The 21,743-nt window shown below is 67.4% G+C and carries 26 protein-coding genes; 16 read left to right on the top strand and 10 right to left on the bottom strand.

All coding sequences use genetic code 11. The features are described from left to right. Window positions 1-68 precede the first annotated feature (68 nt). From ACFQXB_RS11525 to ACFQXB_RS11500, 6 genes are all read left to right on the top strand, one after another. Complete coding sequence (locus ACFQXB_RS11525; protein ID WP_377403570.1) at window positions 69-1,358, top strand: PQQ-dependent sugar dehydrogenase; 1,290 nt, start codon at window positions 69-71, stop codon at window positions 1,356-1,358. Between the two features lie 430 nt (window positions 1,359-1,788). Continuing rightward, window positions 1,789-2,616: a manganese catalase family protein gene (locus ACFQXB_RS11520; protein WP_377403567.1), complete on the top strand. Its 828-nt coding sequence runs from the start codon at window positions 1,789-1,791 to the stop codon at window positions 2,614-2,616. A 12-nt stretch (window positions 2,617-2,628) separates the two neighbouring features. Next, window positions 2,629-3,057: an HIRAN domain-containing protein gene (locus ACFQXB_RS11515; protein ID WP_377403564.1), complete on the top strand. Its 429-nt coding sequence runs from the start codon at window positions 2,629-2,631 to the stop codon at window positions 3,055-3,057. Next, a complete protein-coding gene (locus tag ACFQXB_RS11510; protein ID WP_377403561.1) occupies window positions 3,047-4,363 on the top strand; it encodes an NAD(P)/FAD-dependent oxidoreductase in 1,317 nt (438 codons plus the stop codon). The genes ACFQXB_RS11515 and ACFQXB_RS11510 overlap by 11 nt, the downstream gene beginning before the upstream one ends. Next, entirely contained in the window at window positions 4,360-4,644 is a 285-nt protein-coding gene (locus ACFQXB_RS11505) for a hypothetical protein (protein ID WP_377403558.1), read from the top strand. The genes ACFQXB_RS11510 and ACFQXB_RS11505 overlap by 4 nt, the downstream gene beginning before the upstream one ends. Window positions 4,645-4,742: 98 nt before the next feature. Continuing rightward, entirely contained in the window at window positions 4,743-5,600 is an 858-nt protein-coding gene (locus ACFQXB_RS11500; RefSeq protein ID WP_377403555.1) for an SDR family oxidoreductase, read from the top strand. 122 nt (window positions 5,601-5,722) lie between these two features. Here the strand turns inward: ACFQXB_RS11500 and ACFQXB_RS11495 are convergent, their stop codons facing one another. Next, window positions 5,723-6,175, bottom strand: coding sequence for a hypothetical protein (locus ACFQXB_RS11495; protein WP_377403552.1), 453 nt, complete (start codon window positions 6,173-6,175; stop codon window positions 5,723-5,725). A 136-nt stretch (window positions 6,176-6,311) separates the two neighbouring features. On the opposite strand from ACFQXB_RS11495, the gene ACFQXB_RS11490 reads away from it, so the two are divergent. Both ACFQXB_RS11490 and otsA read left to right on the top strand, forming a co-directional pair. Next, window positions 6,312-6,809, top strand: coding sequence for a YciE/YciF ferroxidase family protein (locus ACFQXB_RS11490; protein ID WP_377403549.1), 498 nt, complete (start codon window positions 6,312-6,314; stop codon window positions 6,807-6,809). Window positions 6,810-7,060: 251 nt separating this feature from the next. Continuing rightward, window positions 7,061-8,494 carry an alpha,alpha-trehalose-phosphate synthase (UDP-forming) gene (otsA, locus tag ACFQXB_RS11485; protein WP_377403546.1) on the top strand — a complete coding sequence of 478 codons (1,434 nt, stop codon included), beginning with the start codon at window positions 7,061-7,063 and terminating at the stop codon, window positions 8,492-8,494. Here otsA and ACFQXB_RS11480 read toward each other — a convergent pair. The 6 genes from ACFQXB_RS11480 to ACFQXB_RS11455 are packed head-to-tail and all read right to left on the bottom strand — an operon-like array spanning window position 8,457 to window position 12,244. Next, window positions 8,457-9,287, bottom strand: a complete 831-nt coding sequence (locus tag ACFQXB_RS11480; RefSeq protein ID WP_377403543.1) for a cytochrome c oxidase assembly protein — start codon at window positions 9,285-9,287, stop codon at window positions 8,457-8,459. The genes otsA and ACFQXB_RS11480 overlap by 38 nt on opposite strands. Next, entirely contained in the window at window positions 9,280-9,738 is a 459-nt protein-coding gene (locus ACFQXB_RS11475; RefSeq protein WP_377403540.1) for a DUF2243 domain-containing protein, read from the bottom strand. Before ACFQXB_RS11475 ends, ACFQXB_RS11480 begins: the two co-directional genes overlap by 8 nt. 56 nt (window positions 9,739-9,794) lie before the next feature. Beyond that, on the bottom strand, window positions 9,795-10,733 hold the full coding sequence (locus tag ACFQXB_RS11470; protein ID WP_377403537.1) for an energy transducer TonB family protein: 939 nt from the start codon (window positions 10,731-10,733) through the stop codon (window positions 9,795-9,797). Then, entirely contained in the window at window positions 10,730-11,161 is a 432-nt protein-coding gene (locus tag ACFQXB_RS11465; RefSeq protein ID WP_377403534.1) for an ExbD/TolR family protein, read from the bottom strand. The genes ACFQXB_RS11470 and ACFQXB_RS11465 overlap by 4 nt, the downstream gene beginning before the upstream one ends. A gap of 4 nt (window positions 11,162-11,165) precedes the next feature. Continuing rightward, on the bottom strand, window positions 11,166-11,543 hold the full coding sequence (locus tag ACFQXB_RS11460) for an ExbD/TolR family protein (protein WP_377403531.1): 378 nt from the start codon (window positions 11,541-11,543) through the stop codon (window positions 11,166-11,168). After that, window positions 11,543-12,244 carry a MotA/TolQ/ExbB proton channel family protein gene (locus tag ACFQXB_RS11455; protein WP_377403528.1) on the bottom strand — a complete coding sequence of 234 codons (702 nt, stop codon included), beginning with the start codon at window positions 12,242-12,244 and terminating at the stop codon, window positions 11,543-11,545. The genes ACFQXB_RS11460 and ACFQXB_RS11455 overlap by 1 nt, the downstream gene beginning before the upstream one ends. Before the next feature lie 150 nt (window positions 12,245-12,394). On the opposite strand from ACFQXB_RS11455, the gene ACFQXB_RS11450 reads away from it, so the two are divergent. From ACFQXB_RS11450 to queF, 6 genes are all read left to right on the top strand, one after another. Then, complete coding sequence (locus ACFQXB_RS11450) at window positions 12,395-12,646, top strand: type II toxin-antitoxin system Phd/YefM family antitoxin (protein WP_377403525.1); 252 nt, start codon at window positions 12,395-12,397, stop codon at window positions 12,644-12,646. Then, window positions 12,646-13,050, top strand: coding sequence for a type II toxin-antitoxin system VapC family toxin (locus ACFQXB_RS11445; protein WP_377403522.1), 405 nt, complete (start codon window positions 12,646-12,648; stop codon window positions 13,048-13,050). The genes ACFQXB_RS11450 and ACFQXB_RS11445 overlap by 1 nt, the downstream gene beginning before the upstream one ends. Before the next feature lie 97 nt (window positions 13,051-13,147). Continuing rightward, window positions 13,148-13,843 carry a 7-cyano-7-deazaguanine synthase QueC gene (gene queC, locus ACFQXB_RS11440; RefSeq protein ID WP_377403519.1) on the top strand — a complete coding sequence of 232 codons (696 nt, stop codon included), beginning with the start codon at window positions 13,148-13,150 and terminating at the stop codon, window positions 13,841-13,843. Continuing rightward, window positions 13,843-14,199, top strand: a complete 357-nt coding sequence (locus ACFQXB_RS11435) for a 6-pyruvoyl trahydropterin synthase family protein (RefSeq protein ID WP_377403516.1) — start codon at window positions 13,843-13,845, stop codon at window positions 14,197-14,199. Before queC ends, ACFQXB_RS11435 begins: the two co-directional genes overlap by 1 nt. Then, complete coding sequence (queE, locus tag ACFQXB_RS11430) at window positions 14,196-14,909, top strand: 7-carboxy-7-deazaguanine synthase QueE (RefSeq protein WP_377403513.1); 714 nt, start codon at window positions 14,196-14,198, stop codon at window positions 14,907-14,909. The genes ACFQXB_RS11435 and queE overlap by 4 nt, the downstream gene beginning before the upstream one ends. A 10-nt stretch (window positions 14,910-14,919) precedes the next feature. Beyond that, window positions 14,920-15,381, top strand: coding sequence for a preQ(1) synthase (gene queF, locus ACFQXB_RS11425; protein WP_377403510.1), 462 nt, complete (start codon window positions 14,920-14,922; stop codon window positions 15,379-15,381). Here the strand turns inward: queF and ACFQXB_RS11420 are convergent. Beyond that, entirely contained in the window at window positions 15,363-15,854 is a 492-nt protein-coding gene (locus ACFQXB_RS11420) for an Lrp/AsnC family transcriptional regulator (RefSeq protein ID WP_377403507.1), read from the bottom strand. The genes queF and ACFQXB_RS11420 overlap by 19 nt on opposite strands. A 115-nt stretch (window positions 15,855-15,969) precedes the next feature. On the opposite strand from ACFQXB_RS11420, the gene hppD reads away from it, so the two are divergent. Continuing rightward, complete coding sequence (hppD, locus tag ACFQXB_RS11415) at window positions 15,970-17,079, top strand: 4-hydroxyphenylpyruvate dioxygenase (protein ID WP_377403504.1); 1,110 nt, start codon at window positions 15,970-15,972, stop codon at window positions 17,077-17,079. Window positions 17,080-17,088: 9 nt separating this feature from the next. Further along, complete coding sequence (locus ACFQXB_RS11410; protein WP_377403501.1) at window positions 17,089-17,442, top strand: Rieske (2Fe-2S) protein; 354 nt, start codon at window positions 17,089-17,091, stop codon at window positions 17,440-17,442. An 18-nt stretch (window positions 17,443-17,460) separates the two neighbouring features. Here the strand turns inward: ACFQXB_RS11410 and ACFQXB_RS11405 are convergent, their stop codons facing one another. After that, window positions 17,461-20,550: an efflux RND transporter permease subunit gene (locus ACFQXB_RS11405; protein WP_377403498.1), complete on the bottom strand. Its 3,090-nt coding sequence runs from the start codon at window positions 20,548-20,550 to the stop codon at window positions 17,461-17,463. Further along, window positions 20,547-21,665, bottom strand: a complete 1,119-nt coding sequence (locus tag ACFQXB_RS11400) for an efflux RND transporter periplasmic adaptor subunit (RefSeq protein WP_377403495.1) — start codon at window positions 21,663-21,665, stop codon at window positions 20,547-20,549. Before ACFQXB_RS11400 ends, ACFQXB_RS11405 begins: the two co-directional genes overlap by 4 nt. Window positions 21,666-21,743: the final 78 nt, after the last annotated feature.

The following is a 21,743-nucleotide window of genomic DNA, read 5'->3' as shown; positions in this document are numbered from 1 at the left end:
AACAGGAGCATTGACCCGCGCGGACTGTCGTGTAGCGTTCGGTAACCTTGGGCACGGGAAGGCAGCGCATGGATTTTCTGGCACGAGCAACCGCCATCGTCGGCGGCGCGATGGTCCTGATGCGGCGCGCCGGCGCGCCGCGCACCGCCGCCGTGGGCAGCACCCCCGCGATCCCGCCCGCGCGCAACCAGGGGATCATGACCCTGAAGATGCCCACGGCCCGCGGCTGGGCGCCAGGGCAGCGCCCCATGGCCGCGCCCGGCCTCTCGGTCAATGCCTTTGCCTCCGGACTGGATCATCCGCGCTGGATCGAGGTTCTGCCCGATGGCGGCGTCCTGGTGGCCGAGGCGCTGCAGCAGGCGCGCCCGCCCAAGGGGTTGATGGACCGCGTGACGCAGGCGACGATGCGCCGTGCAAAGGCGATCGGCATCAGCGCCAACCGGATCTCGCTCTGGCGTGACAACGATGGCGATGGTGTGGCCGAACAGCGCGAGGTGTTTCTTGACGGGCTCAACCAGCCCTTCGGCATGGCACTGGTCGATGACCGCTTCTATGTCGGCAATACCGACGGGATCATCGCCTATGATTTCAGACCCGGGATGCGCCGCCCCGAAGGCCCTGGCACCCGGCTGGTATCCTTCAAGCCCGGTGGGCACTGGACGCGCAGCCTGATCGTCTCGCCCGACCGGCGCCGCATCTATGCCGGGGTCGGGTCGCTGTCGAACATCGCCGAGGATGGCATGGAGGTCGAGGAGGGCCGCGCGGCGATCTGGGAGCTGGATCTGGCCACCGGCGCGGCGCGGATCTTTGCCTCGGGGCTGCGCAATCCGGTCGGCATGGCCTGGGAGCCGCAGACGGGCACTCTCTGGACCGTGGTGAACGAACGCGACGGCCTGGGCGATGAAACGCCCCCCGATTACCTTACTTCGGTGCAGGATGGCGGCTTTTATGGCTGGCCCTATTGCTATTGGGGCCAGACCATCGATGACCGCGTGCCGCAGGATCCCGAGATGGTCGCGCGGGCGCTGACGCCCGATTATGCGCTTGGCGGCCACACCGCCTCGCTTGGCCTGTGCTGGATGCCGGCGGGAACGCTGCCGGGGTTTCCGGACGGTATGGTGATCGGGCAGCACGGGTCGTGGAACCGCTCGACGCTGAGCGGATACAAGCTGATCTTCGTGCCCTTCGCGAACGGCCGGCCCTCGGGTCCGCCGCGCGATATCCTCTGGGGCTTCCTGTCGCCGGACGAACGGGAATCCTATGGCCGTCCGGTGGGCGTGGTGGTCGGACCGGATGGAAAATCCCTGCTGATGGCCGATGATGTGGGCGATGTGATCTGGCGCGTGACGGGCGAATGATCGGCGCCTGAGCGCGCTGCTCCGGCATCCCGGAGGGGCCGCGCGCGCCTTTGCGGGCGGTCGCCTCCCGAATCCCGGCACACGCGCGGCCGTCCGTCCTCAGGCGAACCCGAAGAAACGCAGGGCGATCAGGGCGCAGGCGCCTGCGCCGGCAATCCAGAGGATATCACGCAAAGCAAAGGTCATGCTCGATCCTTTCGCTGAAGCTGCGCCGGGGGACAGCCCGGCCACGCGACAAGCCCGCCCCGCGGCCCGTGCGCGGCGGGAACTGCTGAAGAACCCGCGCGCCGTGCAGATGTTCCCGAAACGCCGGCGGGATGATCGCCGCTTCCTTCGCAACTCGCGCGCGCAATCGATCTGCTTCATCGCGGGCAGGAACAACGCGCCCCACGGACAGTTGGCAGGGCATACATCCCAAAAGGAGTCCGTGATGTTCTATGTTGATCCGAACCTCCAGCATCCCGTGCGCGTCGAAACCCCCGATCCGTTGTTTGCCCGCGCCCTGCAGCAGGCAATCGGCGGCGTCGAGGGCGAGATCCGTGTCGCCATGCAGTATTTCTTTCAGGCCTGTGGCGCGCGCGGCAATGACGCCCGCTATCGGCAACTCCTGATGAATACCGCCGCCGAAGAGCTGGGCCATATCGAGATGCTGGCCACGGCGGTGGCGCTCAACCTCGAAGGGGCGCCGCTGGAACTGCAGGAAGAGGCCGCGGCCGATCCCGTGGGTGGGGCGATCCTTGGCGGGATCAACCTCAAGAACCTGCTGTCGACCGGGCTTGCCGCAATGCCGGTGGACAGTGACGGCGTGCCCTTCGACATGTCGCATGTCTATGCCTCGGGCAATCTTGCCGCCGACATGATGGCCAATGCCACGGCGGAATCCAGCGGGCGCGTGCTGGCGGTGCGGCTTTACAACATGACCTCGGATCCCGGGATGCGCGACATGCTGTCCTTCCTGATCGCCCGCGACGCGATGCACCAGAACCAGTGGCTTGCCGTGATCGAGGAACTGGGCGGGGCGCAGAACGTGTTCCCGATCCCGAACAGCTTCCCCCAGGATCAGGAAAAGACCGAGTTTTCCTATTCCTTCCTTGGCTTCCAGCGCGATGGCTCGGAACCGGTCCAGGGCCGCTGGTCGGAAGGCACCACAATCGATGGTAACGGCACCTTCACCTCGCAGCCGATGGAACCGCTGGGCGAAGAGCCGAACCTTGGCCCCGCCCGCCCCGGCAGCGGTGCACAGACCGAACAGGAGTAAGGAGGAGTGCCCATGGATCGTCGCAATTTCATTGCGGCGGGGCTTGCCGCGGCGCCTGTCGCCGTGGCCACCCCGGCATTCGCGGGCCGTGCAGCGCCCGCCGGTGTCGCGGGGGCCGGTCAGGGCTGGAAGGTGCTGACCACCCGCGTCGCGAACCGCGACCAGTTTGCCCCCGCGACCCCTCCGGCCCCGGGCGCGCGCCTCGCGCTCGTGCGGCAGCGCGACCGGCGCTATGATGCCAACAGCATCCAGGTGCAGGCCGCCGACGGGCAGCCGCTTGGCTATCTGCCGCCGCTCGGCGCCGCCACGCTCGCCGCGCTGCTGGATGCGGGGTTTCGTGCCCATGCCCTCCGGGTGCCTGCCGAGGGCGATGCCCTTCAGGTCGAGGTCTGGCTCGAGGGCGATCTCAGCGGCGTTGCCGGTCTGACTGATGTCGCCTGAACGGCTGGGCGGACCTTCTCCTGCCCCCCGGGCCCATGTCGTCATTCTTGGCGGCGGGTTCGGGGGGCTTGCCTGTGCGCAGGCGCTCGGTAACACCGATATCGACGTGATCGTCATCGACCGGCGCAACCACAACCTGTTTCAGCCGCTGCTGTATCAGGTGGCCACGGCCGCACTGTCGCCGGCCGATATTTCCGAGCCGATCCGCCGCACGCTCGGCCGCTATCGCAACATCCGTGTGATGCTGGCCGAGGTCAGCGGCATCGACACCGCCGCGCGGGCCGTTCAGATTTCGGATGGCGGCCGGGTGGCCTATGAGCATCTCGTGATCGCCACGGGATCGGAATACAACTATTTCGGCAATGACGGCTGGCGCACCTGGGCGCCCGGGCTCAAGACGATCCACGAAGCGCGGCTGATCCGTCAGCGCCTGCTTCTGGCCTTCGAGAAGGCAGAGCTTTCCGACGATCCGCTGCAGAAGCGCGCCCTTCTGACCACCGTCGTGATCGGCGGCGGCCCCACAGGGGTGGAAATGGCCGGCGCGGTCAGCGAACTGGGCCGGTTCATGATCGCCCGTGACTTCCGCAGCCTCGATCCCGCAGATCTGCGCGTCGTGCTGATCGAGGCCGGTCCGCGCCTTCTGTCCGGTTTCCCGGAGAACCTGTCCGACTATGCCGCCGACTATCTGCGAGGGATCGGCGTGGAACTGCGCACCGGTGCGCCCGTCAAGGACATCGGTCCGCATCACGTCACCGTCGGACAGGACCGGATCGAGACCGGCTGCGTTGTCTGGGGCGCGGGCGTCAAGGCCTCGCCCGCCGCCGGCTGGCTCGGCGTCGAGCCCGGGCCGGGGGGGCGCGTGGCCGTGGGCCCCGACCTTGCGCTGCCGTCGCATCCGGAAATCAGGGTGATCGGGGATACGGCGCTTGCACAGGATGCCGACGGCTCGCCCCTTCCGGGCCTTGCGCAGGTCGCGCGCCAGCAGGGCTTCTATGTCGGCAAGGCGCTGCGCCGGAAGCTTCTGCACAATCAGGACAGCCCGCCCTTCCGCTTTCGCAACCGCGGCAACACGGCGGTGATCGGGCGCAACGCCGCGGTATTCGACTTTGGCACCTGGCAATTGCGTGGACGGCTGGCCTGGATGCTCTGGGCCATCGTCCATGTCTGGCTGCTGGTGAACTTCGAGAAACGGCTGCTGGTCAGCCTGCAGTGGATCTGGCGCTACACCACCCGACAGCGCGGGGCGCGGGTGATCGACGAATCCACCCCCCAGGTCCCCGCCACCACCCAGAGGAGCGAGACATGAACACCGCCAATCCCCAGCTCGAAGGGCTCTATCTGGCCCTGTCGGGCGTTCTTGACCTGCTTGTGCAGAAGGGCGTGCTTGAACGGGATGAACTGAGGGCAGCCCTGGCCGATGCGGAGGCCCTGGCCCTGGACGGCGGCGCGCTGGCCAGTGACAGCGAATCCCACCGCAAGGCGATGGCCTTTCCCGCGCGCGTCCTGATGATGGCGCTGGAAAGCCATGCGAGGGGCGAACAGGCAGATTTCCGCGACCTCGCACGCCGGGTCGGCCTTTCCACCTGAAGACCCGGGAACATCGGCCGCTGCGACGGGTTCAGTCCGCAACGTCCGGCCCGCCCAGGCGGCCCGCCGGAAAGCCACAACCGCAGACAGGAGCGACCATGACGGATCAGCCCGAACCGCCCTTTGCCGAACAGAAACAGCCCATGCCCGGCGAAACCGGCCAGATGGACCCGATCCCCGATCATGGCGAGGAAAGCTATGTCGGATCGGGCCGGCTGAAGGACATGAAGGCGGTGATCACCGGCGGCGACAGCGGCATCGGCCGCGCGGTGGCCATCGCCTATGCCCGCGAAGGCGCAGATGTGCTCATTTCCTATCTGGAAGAGGATGAGGATGCCGAAGAGACCGCCCGCTGGGTCGAGGAAGCCGGGCGCAAGGCGGTGCTGGTGCGCGGCGACATCCAGGATGCCGCCCATTGCCGCAGTATCATCGACCGCGCGGTGCAGGAACTTGGCGGAATCGATATCCTTGTCAACAACGCCGCGCATCAGGCCACTTTCGACGACATCCTCGAGATCCCCGACGAGGAATGGGACGTGACCTTCCGCACCAATATCCACGCGATGTTCTATCTGACCAAGGCGGCGGTGGCACATATGAAGCCCGGCGCCTCGATCATCAATACTGCCTCGATCAATGCCGACAAGCCGAACCCGGGGCTGCTGGCCTATGCCACCACCAAGGGCGCGATCCAGAACTTCACCGCCGGCCTTGCGCAGATGCTTGCCGAACGCGGCATCCGCGCCAATTCGGTGGCGCCCGGTCCGATCTGGACGCCGCTGATCCCGGCCACCCTTCCGGCCGAGTCGGTCGCGAGCTTCGGCAAGCAGGTGCCGATGCAGCGCCCCGGCCAGCCCGGCGAACTTGCCACCGCCTATGTGATGCTGGCCGATCCCCGGTCCAGCTACACCTCGGGCACGATGATCGCAGTCACCGGCGGCCAGCCGATCATCTGAGGGCACCCCATGGGCCTGCATCCGCCTCCCGTGCGGGCCCGGCGATCCCGAAGGCCGCTGCTTCATGGCTACGGCTTTCGGGATCGCTGCTTTACCGGCAGCCGATGCTCCGACCCGGCAGATCAGCGGGGCCGCGCGAGAACCGCCCCCAGCGCAAGCCCGGCTGCCATGCCGGCAAAGCCAAGCGCAACGCCGCGCGGTGATACCGCATGTTCCCAGCCCGGGGTCAGCCGTCGGGGCACCAGCCCGTAATCCACCACCGCGGCAAGGGCCGCCACCGTCACCGCACCGCCGAGTATTCGGCCGTTGCCCGGCCGATCCCGCCGGCCCAGCCAGGCGCCATAGATCATCCCCCAGAACAACCCGGCAGCGTGATGGGTGACCGCGCCCAGCCCGGTGTGGCGCAGGTCCAGATCCCGCCGGCGCCCCGCCCCGGGACCGCGGGCCCAGTGGCTGGTGCCATTCAGGGGCTGCCAGGGGCGCTTTCCCTCCTGCCGCGCGGCGCAGGCCAGCGCCAGCGCCGCGCCCGGCCCCGCCAGCGCGCCCGCAGCCAACATGTAACGAAGTCGGTTCATGACATTTCCTTTCTGCTGTCCTCTGCAACAAGGCGCAGGCCCCGCGGTTCCCGGCCCGCGCTGCCGGCAGCTACGGAACAAAAGCCGCCGTCGCCGGTTTTTGCCCCATACACCTCAGCCCCAAGCGGAGCGGACCATGAAACAGAAGAACCTCGACGCGCTTTTCTTCGACGGATTGCGCGACATCTACTATGCCGAGCGCAAGATCCTCAAAGCTCTCAACAAGATGGCGCGCGGCGCCGAGTCTGACGATGCGCGCATGGCCTTCGAGGCCCATCGTGACGAAACCGAGGGCCAGGTGGCCCGGCTCGAACAGATCTTCGAGATGCTCGACAAGCGTCCCCGCGGCAAGACCTGTCCCGCCATCGACGGCATCATCGAGGAAGGCGAGGAAATCCTGGAAGAGTTCAAGGACATGCCCGCGCTTGACGCCGGGCTGATCGGCGCCGCCCAGGCCGTCGAGCATTACGAGATCGCCCGCTATGGCACGCTGAAACGCTGGGCCGGCGTTCTGGGCATGAAGGATGCCGTCAAGCTTCTGGACGAGACGCTGAAGGAAGAATACGCGACCGACGAGAAGCTGACCAAGCTTGCCGATGCGGATGCGAACCGCCACGCCGTCGCGGCCGAGTGATCTGCCCCCCGAACTGCCCGGAGCGGTTCCGCCGGGGCCGCCCCTGAAGGCCGCGCCCGCCTCCGCTCTGGTTGTGCGGGCGCGTTCATGCTAGGTCCGCACCGGACCAGGACTGGAGGCGTGATGATGATCCCCCGCACCTTTGCTCGCGGGCTTCCACCACGGAGTGACTGTTTGATCGCCTTGATCGGCATTTCCAACTGTCCCGGCTCGCCATGCCGGGCGGCGCCCCTTAGGCGCGGGGTTTGTCCATGGGCCGGCTGATCGTCGTCTCGAACCGCGTGCCGGTGCCCGACCGCAACGGCAATCCGCCTGCGGGCGGGCTGGCGGTGGCGGTCCATGCCGCGCTTCAAAGCGACGGCGGCATCTGGATGGGCTGGTCCGGCGAGACGACCGAGGGCGAGCCCGGTCCCCCCACCGTCCGGCAGGAAGGCAACATCAGCTATGTGCTCAGCGATCTGAGCCAGACTGATGTCGATGAATACTACAACGGCTTTGCCAACCGGGTGCTCTGGCCGATCTTTCACCTGCGGCTGGATCTGGCCGAATATGCCCGGCGCGAAATGGCGGGCTATTTCCGCGTCAACCGGCTGTTCGCCGAACGGCTGGTGCCGATGATCCAGCCCGACGACGTGATCTGGGTGCATGATTACCATCTGATCCCGCTTGCCGACGAATTGCGCAAGCGCGGCGTCACCAACCGGATCGGCTTTTTCCTGCATATCCCCTGGCCGCCCGCGGATATCATGTTCGCAATGCCGATCTACGACACGATCCTGCGGTCGCTGGCAAGCTATGATCTGATCGGCTTCCAGACCGATTACGATCTCGAGAACTTCATCGGCTGCCTGCGCCGCGAAGGCTGCGGCGATCAGATCCGCGGACCCGATGGTGGCGACATTGCGGTCGGCAACAATACCGGCGCCGGAAGCTGGATCAGGGCCTGCGGGCGCGACTTTGCCGCCGCCGCCTTTCCGATCGGCATCGACACGGCGCGCTTTGCCAGCCTTGCCGCCCGCGTCACCGCCCGCGGGCAGGTGCGCGACATGCGCCGCAGCCTCGAGGGGCGGGCCCTGATCATCGGCGTGGACCGTCTGGATTACTCCAAAGGCATCGCCCAGCGGATCGACGCCTACGAGCGCTTCCTGCAGAACAATCCCGACGACCGGGAACGCGTGACAATGCTGCAGGTCGCGCCCAAGTCGCGATCGGACGTGCCCGAATACCGGGCGATGCAGGATGCGATCGCCACCCAGTGCGGGCAGGTCAATGGCCGCCACGGCACGATCAACTGGGTGCCGATCCGCTATGTGAATCGTTCGCTCAGCCGCGCGATCCTTGCGGGGCTATACCGCGAGGCCCGCGTCGGTCTGGTGACACCGCTGCGCGACGGGATGAACCTTGTGGCCAAGGAATTCGTGGCGGCCCAGGACCCCGAGGATCCCGGCGTGCTGGTCCTGTCGCGTTTCGCCGGCGCCGCGCGGGAACTGGCCGGCGGCGCGGTGTTCTGCAATCCCTATGATACCGATCAGACGGCCTCGGCGATCGCGCAGGCCCTGTCCATGCCGTTGGCCGAACGGCAGGAGCGGTGGCAGCGGATGATGGGGCGGCTGCTGGATTACGACATCACCCATTGGTGCCGCGATTTCATGACGGCGCTTCGGCAAGGCACCGATCGCGCCTGAAGGCGCGGTCGCGCGCCGCGAACCAACCGTGGAACAGCGCGATCGCCAGCAGCAGTTCGGCGATGTCGCCGCCGTAATACATCCACTGCGCCGCCGCCTCGATCTCGGCCGCCGTGGCCCCGGTGCCCCGGGGGAAATGGTAGCCATACATCAGCTTGCCCAGAATCGCGTGCCCCGCCGCATGGCAAATCAGCACCGCCAGACGCAACGCGGGGCCGGGGCGGTGCGGCGCCGGGTCGGGCCCGGCGATGGCCCAGGCAAACAGGCAGCCCGCCACCAGAAAATGCACATGCAGCCACAGATGCAGCGCCCCGTTCTGCAGGCTCGCCGCATAAAGCGGTGTCAGGTACAACGCCGCCATCGGCAGAAGATTGAGGCATGCCGCCGTCGCCGGATAGGTAACGAAGCGGATCGGCACCGACCGCAGCAACCTCATCAGCGCCGCCGCGGTCCGGGCCGGCAGGGTGCGCAACGCAAGCGTCACCGGCGCCCCGAACACCAGCCCCAGCGGCGCGAACATGCCAAGCGCGAGGTGCTGAACCATATGTCCGCGCAGATCCGCATGCGCCCAGGCGGCGACGGGCGGCGCCACCGCCGCCACGACAAGCGCGATGCCCAGGGCGAAACTCGCGCTGCGCCAGGGGTTCCAGCTGCGATGAGGGCCCGGACGGCGCGCGGCCCACAGATACAGGAGCAGCGCCAAGGCGGGCAGGATCGTCAACAGCAGCGTGTCGGCGCCCCAGACCGCATGGTGATGGCCCCCATGCATCGCCCCGTGGCCCGGCTCAGCCATGGGCCCGCCCGTGCCGGCGGGCGAGCAGCGCGCCGATCGCCAGCAACAGCAGCGCCGAGGCGATCCAGGTCAGGTCATAGGGCCAGAGCGGCTCGACATAGCGGATCTGATGCAGGCGCAGGATCTTGTGGTTGACCACGCCGTCGAACAGCTGGAACCCGCCCGCGCCCAGAAAGCCGCCGGCCCAGGCCGCGCGCGGCACCAGCGTGCCCCGGCCGCGCAATTCGTTCAGCAGGAAAAAGCCCGCAACCAGCATCACCAGTTCCGCCGCATGCAGAAGCCCGTCCGACAGAAGCCCGATCGCCGGGGTCGCACGGTCGTAGAAATGATGCCAGGCAAGGATCTGGTGAAAGACGATCTCGTCGATCCCCGCCATCAGCCCGATGCCCACCAGCGCCCCCGCGCCAAGCGAGCGCCGGCGGTTTCCGCCATGCTGCCGTTGCTGCGCCATCGCCTCCTCCTGCCAGGGTTCCCGCCAAGGAAGCGCCCGACAGCAGGAAAGGTTCCTCAGCGCCGCGACATGCGCACCGGGAAGGGCATGAGATAGCTGCTTTCGGTCAGTTCGGCCGGCGCGGCGGGAAAGCGCCCCGCCGATTGCACCGCGCTCAGCGCCGCCGCATCCAGCTCCGGATGGCCGCTCGATTGGGTGACGCGGACCGCCAGCAGGCTGCCATCGCGGCTGACCTGAAGCGTCAGATGCACCGTCCCCGAGGCATTGCTGCCGCGGGGATAGCTGATGCGCCGTTCGATCCGCGACCGGATCGCAGCCCCCCAGGCGGCCTGCGCGCTTTGGGCGGCGGCGCGCGTTGCAGCCTCGGCCGCGCCGCGATCACCGGCATCCGGCCCGCCACCGGCCCCGGCCGCGACCTGCCCTGCCGAAGCGGCCGAGGGCGGCGGCGGTGCGGGGGCGCGGTTCTGCGCCGGTTGGCGCGGCTGTTCGCGCACCGCCCGCTGCGGCCGTTCGGGGCGCGGCTGCGGGCGCACATCGGGAATCTCGGCCACCGCTTCGGAGGTCTCGTCCGCCGGCTCCGGCGCCGGCTCCGGCTCGGGCGTCTCCTCCGCCGGCGCGGGCTCCGGCTCGGGTTCGGGCGGCGGCGGCGGCAGGTCCGCCAACTGGATATCCGGCAGGTCGGGCACCGTCGGAAGCGGAACCGTCGGCGCCACCGGCGCGCGCGGCGCCTCGGCGGGCACAGGCATCGCCGGGGGCGGCGGCGGCGGGGGCGCGATTTCGGGCGGTGCCGTTTCAGGTTCGGCGGGCTTGGGCGGGCGCTCCCACTCGGCCACGAGCTCCGAGATCGAGGCAGACGAAGCCTCGACCGACACCAGCGCGTCGCCCCCTGCCCCGGCCGAAACCGCCCCGGCCGCCGGCTCGCCTCCCGCGAAGAACGCAAGATGGATCAGGACGGCCGCGACAAGCGCAAGAAAGGCCTCGACACCCCGCTTCATGGCAGCGCCGTGACCAGATGGACCTGGGAAAAACCAAGGGCGCCAAGCTCGGGCATCAGCGCCGCAAGCCGCGCCGCAGGGGCCTGGGCATCGGCCCGCAGCACCAGCGGCGGGCGCTCCTCCGCGCAATCCGGTCCTCCGTCGTCCATGCGCAGGGCACAGAACTCCACGCGCGCGGCTGCAAGGGCCTCAAGCGCGGCCTCGCCGGTGATGTCCCGAAAGCCCAGCTCGCCGTCGGCCGCCAGGAACAGGGTCAGTTCGGCCTCGGCACCCTCCTCGGCTTCCGCCAGCGGCGGATCGACGGGGAACGGCTCGGGCGGGGCCAGCTGGGCCGAGATCAGGAAGAAGATCAGCAACAGAAAGACCACGTTGATCATCGGCAGCATGTTCTCCGATGGCGCGCGCCGGGGCGGATCCTGGAAATTCATCGCATCACTCCAGCAGCACAAGCCGGCTGTGCCCCGCTGCGCGCAGCACCTCCATGACGGCGATCACGCGCTGCAGCGGCGCCTCGTCGCGGGGGCGCAGGATGATCGCATCCTCGGGCGCCTCGGTCAGGCGTGCCAGCTCGGCCAGTAGCGCGGTTTGGTCAAGCTCCACACCGTTCAGGCGCAGCCCCTCCGGCGCGATGTCCACCAGCCGTGGCGGCCCGGAATAGCCGCCCCCCTGTCCGGCCACACTCAGCGGCAGGGTCATGTCGGCCCCGAACCGCGAGGCGAGCATGAAGAACACCAGAAGCAGGAACACCACGTCGATCATCGGCGTGAGGTTGGGCCTGCGGCGTGGCCGGGCCTGGGCGAAGCTGAACATCACTCGGCCGCCGCTGCCAGGGCCGCGCGGCCCTTCGCGCGGCTGCGCAGGAAGATCCGGGTCGCGGCATCTTCCATGTCATGGCGCAACCGGTCCACGACCGCTTCGAACCAGACCAGCGAGACCGAGGCGGGAATGGCCACTGCCATGCCGGCTGCCGTGGTCAGAAGCGCCTCCCAGATCCCGCCGGCAAGGGTGGCGGGATCGGCCCGCGCCCCGGCTTCCTGCAGCGCCTGAAACGCGGCGATCATGCCCAGAACCGTGCCCAGAAGGCCCAGAAGCGGCGCGATCGTGGCGATCAGCTCAAGCCCGCGCAGCCCGCCCCGCGCCTGCGCCAGAAGCGCGCGCGCCACCCGGGCGGTTTCGGCCTCGGCGGCCTCGGTGCTCAGGCCGGGATCCCGGCGCGCCTTCATCGCCGCCCGCGCCAGACGGGCGCGCAGCGAATGACGCCGCTCAAGAAGCGCCAGCGCCTCGGCCTCGCGCCCCTGGTCCCACAGCGCCACCGCGCGTTCGGTCTGGCGCCCCCCGGACCAGGCACCAAAGGCCAGAAGCCGCGCGATCTTCCACAGGATCAGCGCCACCATGATGACGGAAACCGCGCCGATCGCCCAGATGGCCGGGCCACCAAGCACCAGAAACTGCCATGCGCCACTGACGGCAGAGGCAAAGCCCGAAGGCAGGTGATCGACAAGATTGAACATTCCGAACTCGCTTTCCGGCACCTTGGGGCGGTGCTCTTTCGCCTGCTATGAAATCCGACTGAAATTGTCAAGGATTGAGGTCCACTTCCGGCCCTTGCCTTGTTGCCCGCGATACCCTATCTAGCCAGTTAGCTAGACAGTGAGACGCCGATGTGGACCCTGCAGGATGCAAAGAACCGATTCTCCGCCGTGGTTGACGCGGCGCTGTCCGGCCGTCCGCAAGAGGTGAGCCGGCGCGGCAAGCCTGCGGTGGTGGTTCTTTCCGCGGCCGAGTATCAGCGCCTGCTCAGGGCTGCGGGTGGCGAACGCGGGTCGTTTCGCGCCCATCTTCTGGCCTTCCCGGCCGGCCCTGCCCTGCCCGAGCCCCGCGCCACAGCCCGGCCACGCGACGTCAGCTTCTGATGCTGCTGCTTGATACCAACGTCCTGTCGGCCCTGCGCCGCCCCGATCGCGCCCCCGCCGTCGCAGCCTGGATCGGGGCGCAGGACGAAAACCGGCTGTTCCTCAGCGTCATCACCCTGGGCGAGATCGAGCGCGGCATCACCCGCGAAAGCCGCAACAACCCCGGCTTCGCCGCCGATCTGCGCGACTGGATCGACCGCACGGTGCTGCTGTTCTCGGACCGCCTGCTGCCCTTCGGCGCCGAAGAGGCCCGGATCTGGGGCCAGCTCACTGCCCGGATCGGCCATGGTGGCGCCGACCTGCTGATCGCGGCCACTGCGCTGCGCCACGGCGCCGTGGTGGTCACACGCAACACCGCCGATTTCGCGCCCACCGGCGTGACGCTGGAAAATCCCTTCGACTGACCGTGCGGCGAAAGGGCATTTCCTTTTGTCCTCGGCCCGTGTAAAGCCCCCGCCAGAAGACCGGTCGCAGCCTACCCGGACAAAACAAGGACACCCTATGAACACACTTGTCATCTGCTCAGGCGGATTGGATTCCGTGTCGCTGGCGCATCGCGTCGCGGCCGAGGGAAACCTCTCCGGACTTATCTCGTTCGATTACGGACAGCGCCACCGCAAGGAACTGGGCTTTGCCGCAGCCTGTGCGGACCGTCTGTCGGTTCCGCACCGGATCATCGACATCCGCGCCATCGGGGCGGAACTGTCGGGATCGGCCCTCACCGATGCGATCGCCGTGCCGGATGGCCATTATGCCGAAGCAACCATGCGTATCACCGTGGTCCCGAACCGCAATGCGATCATGCTGGCGATTGCCTTCGGACTTGCCGCTGCCGAGGGCGCCAGGGCCGTGGCCACCGCGGTGCATGGCGGCGACCACTTCATCTATCCCGACTGCCGGCCTGATTTCATCGACACCTTCCAGGCGATGCAGGACCGCGCGCTTGACGGCTATGCGCAGGTGACGCTGCACGCCCCCTATGTGCACCAGCCCAAATCGGCCATCGTCGCGGATGGGGCCCGCCACGGCACGCCCTTTGCCCAGACCTGGTCCTGTTACAAGGGCGGCGCGCGGCATTGCGGCCGCTGTGGCACCTGCGTCGAACGGCGCGAGGCCTTCCACCTCGCCGGCGTCCCGGACCCGACCGCCTATGACGACCCGGATTTCTGGCGGGCTGCCGTTGCGGGGCGCGCCTGATGTTCCGGATCACGAAGGAGTTCCACTTCTCCGCCTCGCACCAGCTGTGCCGCCTGCCCGACAGCCATCCCTGTGCCCGGCTGCATGGTCACAACTATATCGTCGTGGTCGAACTGGCGGCGCCGGGGCTGGATGCGCATGGCTTCGTCCGCGACTATCACGATCTGGGCGCGCTCAAGGCGTATATCGACAGCCGTTTCGACCATCGCCACCTGAACGATGTGCTGGGCAGCGACATGGTCACCGCTGAACGTCTTGCGCAGCATTTCTACGACTGGTGCCGCGCACGGTTGCCCGAAACCACCGCCGTGCGGGTCAGTGAAACCCCCAAGACCTGGGCCGAGTATCGGCCATGATCCGCATCAGCGAAATCTTCGGCCCCACCATTCAGGGCGAAGGCGCCCTGATCGGCCAGCCGACCGTCTTCGTGCGCACCGGTGGCTGCGACTTCCGGTGCAGCTGGTGCGACAGCCTGCATGCCGTCGACAGCCGCTTCCGCGACGACTGGCGCCCGATGCACGCGACGGAAATCTGGGCCGAGGTCACCCGCCTTTCGGGCGGCGTGCCGCTGACCGTGTCGCTGTCGGGGGGCAATCCCGCCATTCAGCCGCTGGGGGATCTGATCGCGCTTGGTCAGGCCCAGGGCTACCGCTTTGCGATGGAAACGCAAGGTTCGGTCGCGCGCGACTGGTTTGCGGCGCTTGATCTGATCGTGCTGAGCCCCAAGCCGCCCTCGAGCGGCATGGACAGCCGCGCCGGTGATCTGGCCGCCTGCCTCGCCGCAGCCGGGGCAGCGCGGGCGGTGCTCAAGTTCGTGATCTTCGACGAGGCGGATTACCTCTGGTCCCGCGCCATGGCCGCCTCCTTCCCGGGCCTTGCCGTCTATCTGCAGCCGGGAAACCCCCTGCCCCCGCCGGGCGACGGGCCCGAACCCGACCCCGACACCCCTGACCTGCTGGCGCGGATGCGCTGGCTCATTGACCGCGTGGCCGCCGACCGCTGGTTCAGCGCCCATGTTCTGCCGCAACTCCATGTCCTTCTGTGGGGCAACCGCCGCGGCGTCTGAAAGGACCAAGATGACCGATATCTACAGCAATCTCACCCAGCTTGGTGGTGCAACCGTGTTGCCCGCCTCGCCCGAAACGGCCGTGCTGGAACGCGTGCCGAACCCGCAGGCCGATACCCGTGCGATGGTCCGCTTCACCGCGCCGGAATTCACCTCGCTTTGCCCGATCACCGGGCAGCCCGATTTCGCCCATCTCGTGATCGACTATGTGCCGGCGGGCTGGCTTGTGGAAAGCAAGTCGCTCAAGCTGTTCCTGGGCGCGTTCCGCAACCATGGCGCCTTTCACGAGGATTGCACCATCTCGATCGGCCGGCGGCTGGTCGGCCTGCTGGATCCGGAATGGCTGCGCATCGGCGGTTACTGGTATCCGCGCGGCGGGATCCCGATCGACGTGTTCTGGCAAAGCGGGCCGCAGCCCCAGGACCTGTGGATCCCCGACCAGGGCGTGCCGACCTATCGCGGCCGCGGCTGAAGCATGTCCAGCGGCACCGGCGCCGCGGCCTTGGTGGTCTGAAGCACGATCTCGGAGCGCACTTGCAGAACCTGCGGGTGCGGCAGCAGGTGGCGATGGATGAAGGCCGCGAAATCGGCCAGATCGCGGACATAGATTTCCAGCACATAATCCGCATCGCCCGAAACCGAATGGGCCGAAATCACCTGGTCGTGGCTGCGCAGGAAGGCTGCGAAGGCGTCATCATCGCTTTCGCTATGGGCGCGCAGGTTCACCCGGGTGATGGCGCGCAGCCCGAAGCCAAGCGCCGCGCCGTTGATGCGGGCGCCATAGCCCTCGATCACGCCGGCCCGCTCCAGCGCCTGCCGCCGCCGCGAACACTGCGAGGCCGAGAGGTTCACCAGCACGCCCAGTTCGGCATTGGTCAGCGCCGCATCGGCCTGCAGCGCACGCAGAATCGCGTGGTCGAAGCTGTCCAGAGCCATTTCGTGCATCCCGTCCCGCCTTTCTGCATCGCCCGTGCATATCCTTTGCGCGTCGCCCCCAGATTGCAAGCACCTTGCGGCCGCCCCCTGCCATACTGTGCCCCCGCATGTAAGGGAGGACATCATGGGACCATTTCCGCACGACGCCCCGAAGGCCACGATTTCCGAGGCGAACCCCGCAGGAACGGACGGGTTCGAGTTTGTCGAATTCGCGCATCCCGAACCTTCGGTGCTGGACCGGCTGTTCCGGCAGATGGGCTTTGTGCCCGTCGCCCGCCACCGCAGCAAGGCGATCACCCTCTATCGTCAGGGCGACATCAACTATCTGCTGAATGCCGAGCCTGACAGCCACGCCGCAGGCTTCGTCGCCGAACATGGCCCCTGCGCCCCGGCAATGGCCTGGCGCGTGGTCGATGCGCAGCATGCGCTGAAACGTGCGCTGGCGCTTGGCGCGACCGAATATGACGGGCCGGGCAAATCGCTGGATGTTCCGGCCGTGATCGGCATCGGCGGGTCGCTGCTCTATTTCGTCGATACCTATGGCGCGCAGAGCTGCTATGAGGCCGAGTTCGACTGGCTGGATGCGGTCGATCCGCGCCCCGAGGGGTTCGGCTTCTACTATCTCGACCACCTGACCCATAACGTCGTGCGCGGCAATATGGACACCTGGTATCGCTTCTACCACGAAACCTTCAACTTCCGCGAAATCCGGTTCTTCGACATCAAGGGCAAGCAGACCGGGCTGACCAGCCGCGCGCTCACCTCGCCCGATGGCAAGATCCGCATCCCGATCAACGAAAGCACCGACGATCACAGCCAGATCGAGGAATATCTGCGCGAATACAAGGGCGAGGGCATCCAGCACATCGCCATCGCGACCGAGAACATCTATGATTCCACCGATGCCATCGCCGCGCAGGGGATGGAATTCATGCCCGCCCCGCCCGACACCTATTACGAGATGTCGCATCGCCGCGTCGCCGGCCATACCGAGCCGCTTGACCGGATGCGCAACCGCGGCATCCTGATCGATGGCGAAGGCGTGGTCGGCGGCGGGCAGACACGCATCCTTCTGCAGATCTTCTCGAAAACCGTGATCGGCCCGATCTTCTTCGAGTTCATCCAGCGCAAGGGCGACGACGGCTTTGGCGAGGGCAACTTCAAGGCGCTGTTCGAATCGATCGAGGAGGATCAGATCCGCCGTGGCGTGCTCAAGGTCGATGCCGCGCGCTGAGGGTGACGGATGGCCTGGACCGATTATGCCTCGGCCCCGCCCCCGGGCACGGTGATCTGCGCCGCGACGGGGCTGGCCGGGGCGCGCTGCCTCGAGGTGGTCAGCCCCGCCGGCCGCTTTCCCCTGATCCTGGTGGCGACGGCGCAGGGCCCGCGGGCTTATGTGAACGCCTGCCCGCACCAGTTCCTGCCGCTGAACTACCGCAGCGACACGGTGCTGTCGGCCGATGGGACGCGGCTTCTGTGCAGCGCCCATGGCGCCCGGTTCGATGCCGGAACCGGCGCCGCCCCCGATGGCCCGGGCCTTGACCCGGTGCCGATCGAGGAGCGCGACGGGATGATCTGCATCGGGCCGGCCGCCTGACCGGCCCCTGCACCGGGCCTAATGGCCCGGGGTTGCAGCAAGGGTCTCGGGCGCGGGGCCCTCGGGTTCGCCCGGCAACTCGCGGCGCGAGATCAGCGTGTAGAACATCGGCACCACGAACAGCGTGAACAACGTGCCCACGGTGATGCCGCTGAAGATCACCAGCCCCATCGAATAGCGCGCCGCCGCCCCCGCCCCGTCGGCCGTCATCAGCGGCACCACGCCAAGCGCGGTGGCGGCGGTGGTCATCAGGATCGGGCGCAGGCGCAGCTTGGCCGATTGCACGATCCCAGCCTCGCGGCTCACGCCCTGGGTATGGCGCACCTGGTTGGCGAATTCGACCAGAAGGATGCCGTGCTTGGTGATCAGGCCGATCAGGGTGATCAAGCCCACCTGGGTATAGATGTTCAGCGTCCCCAGCCCCAGGTTCAGCGGCACGATCACCCCGAAGATCGAGAGCGGCACCGACATCAGGATGACGAACGGGTCGCGGAAGCTTTCGAACTGCGCCGCCAGCGCCAGATAGATCACGACGATCGCCAGCGCGAAGGCGACAACGATCGTGTTGCCTTCGGTCACCTCAAGGCGCGACTGACCGGAATAGTCGATGAAGAACCCGTCCGGCAGCAGCGGCCGCGCGATGTCAACGATCGTGGCCAGCCCGTCGCCGGTTGAAACTCCCGGCATCGGCAGGGCCGAGATGGTGGCCGAGTTGAGCTGGTTGAACTGCTCGATCGCGGCCGGGGCAACGGTGGTCGATACCTCGATCACCGCCGACAGCGGCACCATCTCGCCGGTGGCCGAGCGGATGAAGAACTCGCCCAGCCGCTCGGGATTGTCCCGATACTCCTGCGGCACCTGCATGATCACGTCGTAGCTGTTCGAATCCCGGTCGAACTGCGCGATCGCCCCGCCGCCCACCAGAAGCCCCAGCGTCGCGCCGATCTGGTTGGCCGGAAGGTTCAGCGCCGCCGCCCGGTCGCGGTCGATGCTGACCACCACCTGCTGTGCGTCGAAGGCAAGCGAGTTCTGCACGATGATGAACCGGCCCGAGGCCTGCGCCTCCTGGCGGATCTGTTCCGCCACCTCATAGACCTGCGAGGCATCGCCCGTGGACTGGATCACCACCGAGATCGGCAGGCCGCCCCCCGCCCCCGGCAGCGACGGCGGCGCAAAGACGAAGGCCTGCACGCCCGCCACCTTGTTCAGCCGTGCCTGCAGATCCTGCTGGATCTCGGCCTGGCTGCGGTCGCGCTCGGCCCAGTCGGTAAAGGCCCAGAGCGCGATGCCGGAATTGGTGGCCCCGCCAAAGCCCACGACCGAGAAGTTGGCCGAAAGCTCGGGCAGATCCTGCGTCAGGGCGCGCATCTGGTCCACATAGGTCTTGGTATATTGCGAGGTGGCATAGGGCGGCGCGTTGACGATGGCAAAGAGCGCGCCGCTGTCCTCCTCGGGGGCCAGTTCGCTGGATGTCTTGAAGAACAGATAGCCCGTCACCGCCACCAGCACGATCACCATCAGCATGGTCACCGGGCGATAATCAAGCGAACTGGCCAGCCGCCGTTCATACCAGCCCTCGAGCCGGGTGAAGCTCCGGTCGATCCAGTTCTGGAACCGGCCGTGCCCGCCACGCTTGAGCAGCCGCGCCGACATCATCGGCGAAATGGTCAGCGCCACGATCCCTGAAATGAACACGGCGCCCGCCAGCGTCACCGCGAATTCCCGGAACAGCGCGCCGGTCAGGCCGCCGGTGAACATCAGCGGCACGAACACCGCGACCAGGGTGATCATCATCGCGATGATCGAGCCGAACAGCTCTTTCATCGACACGAAGGCCGCCTGACGCGGGGACAGACCGTCATCGACATGGCGCTGGATGTTCTCCACGACGATGATCGCGTCATCCACCACCAGGCCGATCGCCAGCACCATCGCCAGCAGCGACAGAAGGTTGATCGAATAGCCCATGAGGAACAGGATGAAGAGCACGCCGACCAGCGACAGCGGGATCGCCACCAGCGGCATCAGCACCGACCGGATCGAGCCGAGGAACAGGAAGATGATCACCGCGACGATGATCGTGGCCTCGGCGATGGTGCGGAACACCTCGTTGATCGAGGCTTCGATCTGCTCGGTCGCATCATAGACCATCGACAGCGTCATACCCTGCGGCAGGCTGTCCTGAATGGCCGGAAGTTCGGCCAGAACCGCCGCCGCCGTGTCCAGCGGGTTGGCCGAGGGCGTCGGAAAGACGCCGATGAAGGTGCCCGGCTCGCCGTTGAAGTTCACGATCGTATCGGTGGATTCGGCGGCCAGTTCCACTTCGGCCACATCGCCCAGCCGCACCACCTCGGTGCCGGACCCTGAAATCGGCAGTTGCGCGAAGGCTTCCGGGGTCTGCAGCGTGGACTGCATGGTGATCGAATAGCTGACGAACTCGTTCTGGGTCCGCCCGGGGGCCGACAGGAAGTTGGCACTGTTGACGGCCTGCATGACCTCGGAGGCAGTCAGGCCGCGCCCGGCCAGACGCACCGGGTCGATCCAGATCCGCATCGCATAGTTGGCCGCGCCCATCACCTGCACTTCGGCGACACCGGGGATCGTGGACATGCGGGGCCGGATCACCCGCTCGATATATTCGGTGACCTGTTCGGCGGTCATGTTGGGGTTCTGCATCGCCAGATACATCGTGGCGAAGGTCATGCCCGTGCCCTTGACGATGCTGGGATCCTCGGCCCCCGAGGGCAGCTGGCTGCGCACCTGCTGCACCTTCGACATGACTTCGGTCAGCCCCGCATCCGGATCAGCCCCCAGCCGCATGTTCACCGTCACGACCGAGGCCGAGGGCCGCGAGGCGGTGGTGACGTAATCGACGTTTTCCGCCGTGGCGACGGCCGCGGCGATGGGCGAGGTGATGAACCCCTGGATCAGATCGGCCGAGGCGCCCGGATAGACGGTTGTGACGGTAATCACCGTCTCCTCGACTTCCGGATACTGGCGCACCTGAAGCCCGGCCATGCCCTGAAGGCCCAGCAGCATGATCAGAAGGCCCAGCACCGTGGACAGTACCGGGCGCTTGATGAAGATGTCCGAAAGGCTCATGCTCATTCTGTGGCCTCGCTGCGCACCATCGGGTTCACGCTGTTGTCGATGACCACCGGCGTGCCGTTCGACAGCCGGTTCTGGCCGGCGGTGACCACCACCTCGCCGGGCTCGATCCCGCCGGTGAGTTCGACCAGGTCGCCCGACCGGCGGCCGACCTGGACAAAGACCTGCCGTGCCTCGAGCTGTTCGGGATCGGCGGCGCGCGGACGCACCACATAGACGTAATCCCCGTAAAGGCTGGTCACCAGCGCGGTCTGCGGCAATGCGATCACGCCGTCTTCGGCGGGCAGGTCGATGCGCACGCGCACGAACTGACCCGGCGTCAGCCGCGGACCGTCCTGCGCGGAATTGTCGATGGCACCGCGCACCGCAACCATCCGGCTCACCGGATCGACCCGCGGGTTGATCCCGGTGATCCGGCCGTCAAAGTTGTGATCCAGCCCCTCGATGCGCACATGCAGCGCCTGACCGATGGCCAGATAGGGCAGTTGCTGTTCCGGCATCGAGAAATCCACACGCATCGTCTCGAGATCCTGGAGCGTCGCCACCACGGTGCCGGGGCTGATATACTGGCCCAGATCGACCCGCGGCAGGCCGATCGTGCCGGCAAAGGGTGCGTCCAGCTGCCGCTGTTCCAGCAGCGCCGTGGCCCGGGCGAGCTGCGCCTCCGAGGCGCGGGCGGCAGCCTCGGCCGCATCCAGCGCCGAACTTGTGGCAACGCCGCGGCCCTGCAGTTCGCGGGCGCGTTCAAGGTTCAGCCGATCAAGATCCTGCTGCGTGGCGGCGGCCGTCACATCGGCCGCCTGCACCACATCGTCCAGCCGCAGCAGAACCTGTCCGGCCTCGACCTCGGTGTTGGATTGGAACAGGATCTCCTGCACCACGCCCGCGGCCTCGACCGTGAGATCGACGCCCTGGGCGGCATTGACGGTACCGATGGCCGACAGCGTCGGTTGCCAGCCACGCGGCTGCGCTTCGACCGTCGAAACCGTCGAGGGGTTCACCGGCATGTTGGCAAAGAACTCGGTGATCATCCGGTCGCGGAACAGGTTGAACCCGATCAGCCCGCCCGCCACCAGGGCCAGAAGGACAATGACGATGATGAGGCGCTTGACCATGAGGGTCCTTTCCTGGGGCTCCGCCTGAGCGATGGCCCTCTGCGAAATAGAGCTTGTATTCCCGGAACGCAGTACTGT

It is taken from the genome of Halodurantibacterium daqingense (genome assembly GCF_042666235.1).
GTDB lineage: Bacteria > Pseudomonadota > Alphaproteobacteria > Rhodobacterales > Rhodobacteraceae > Halodurantibacterium > Halodurantibacterium daqingensis.
This window is presented reverse-complemented; position numbering and strand designations above follow the sequence as displayed.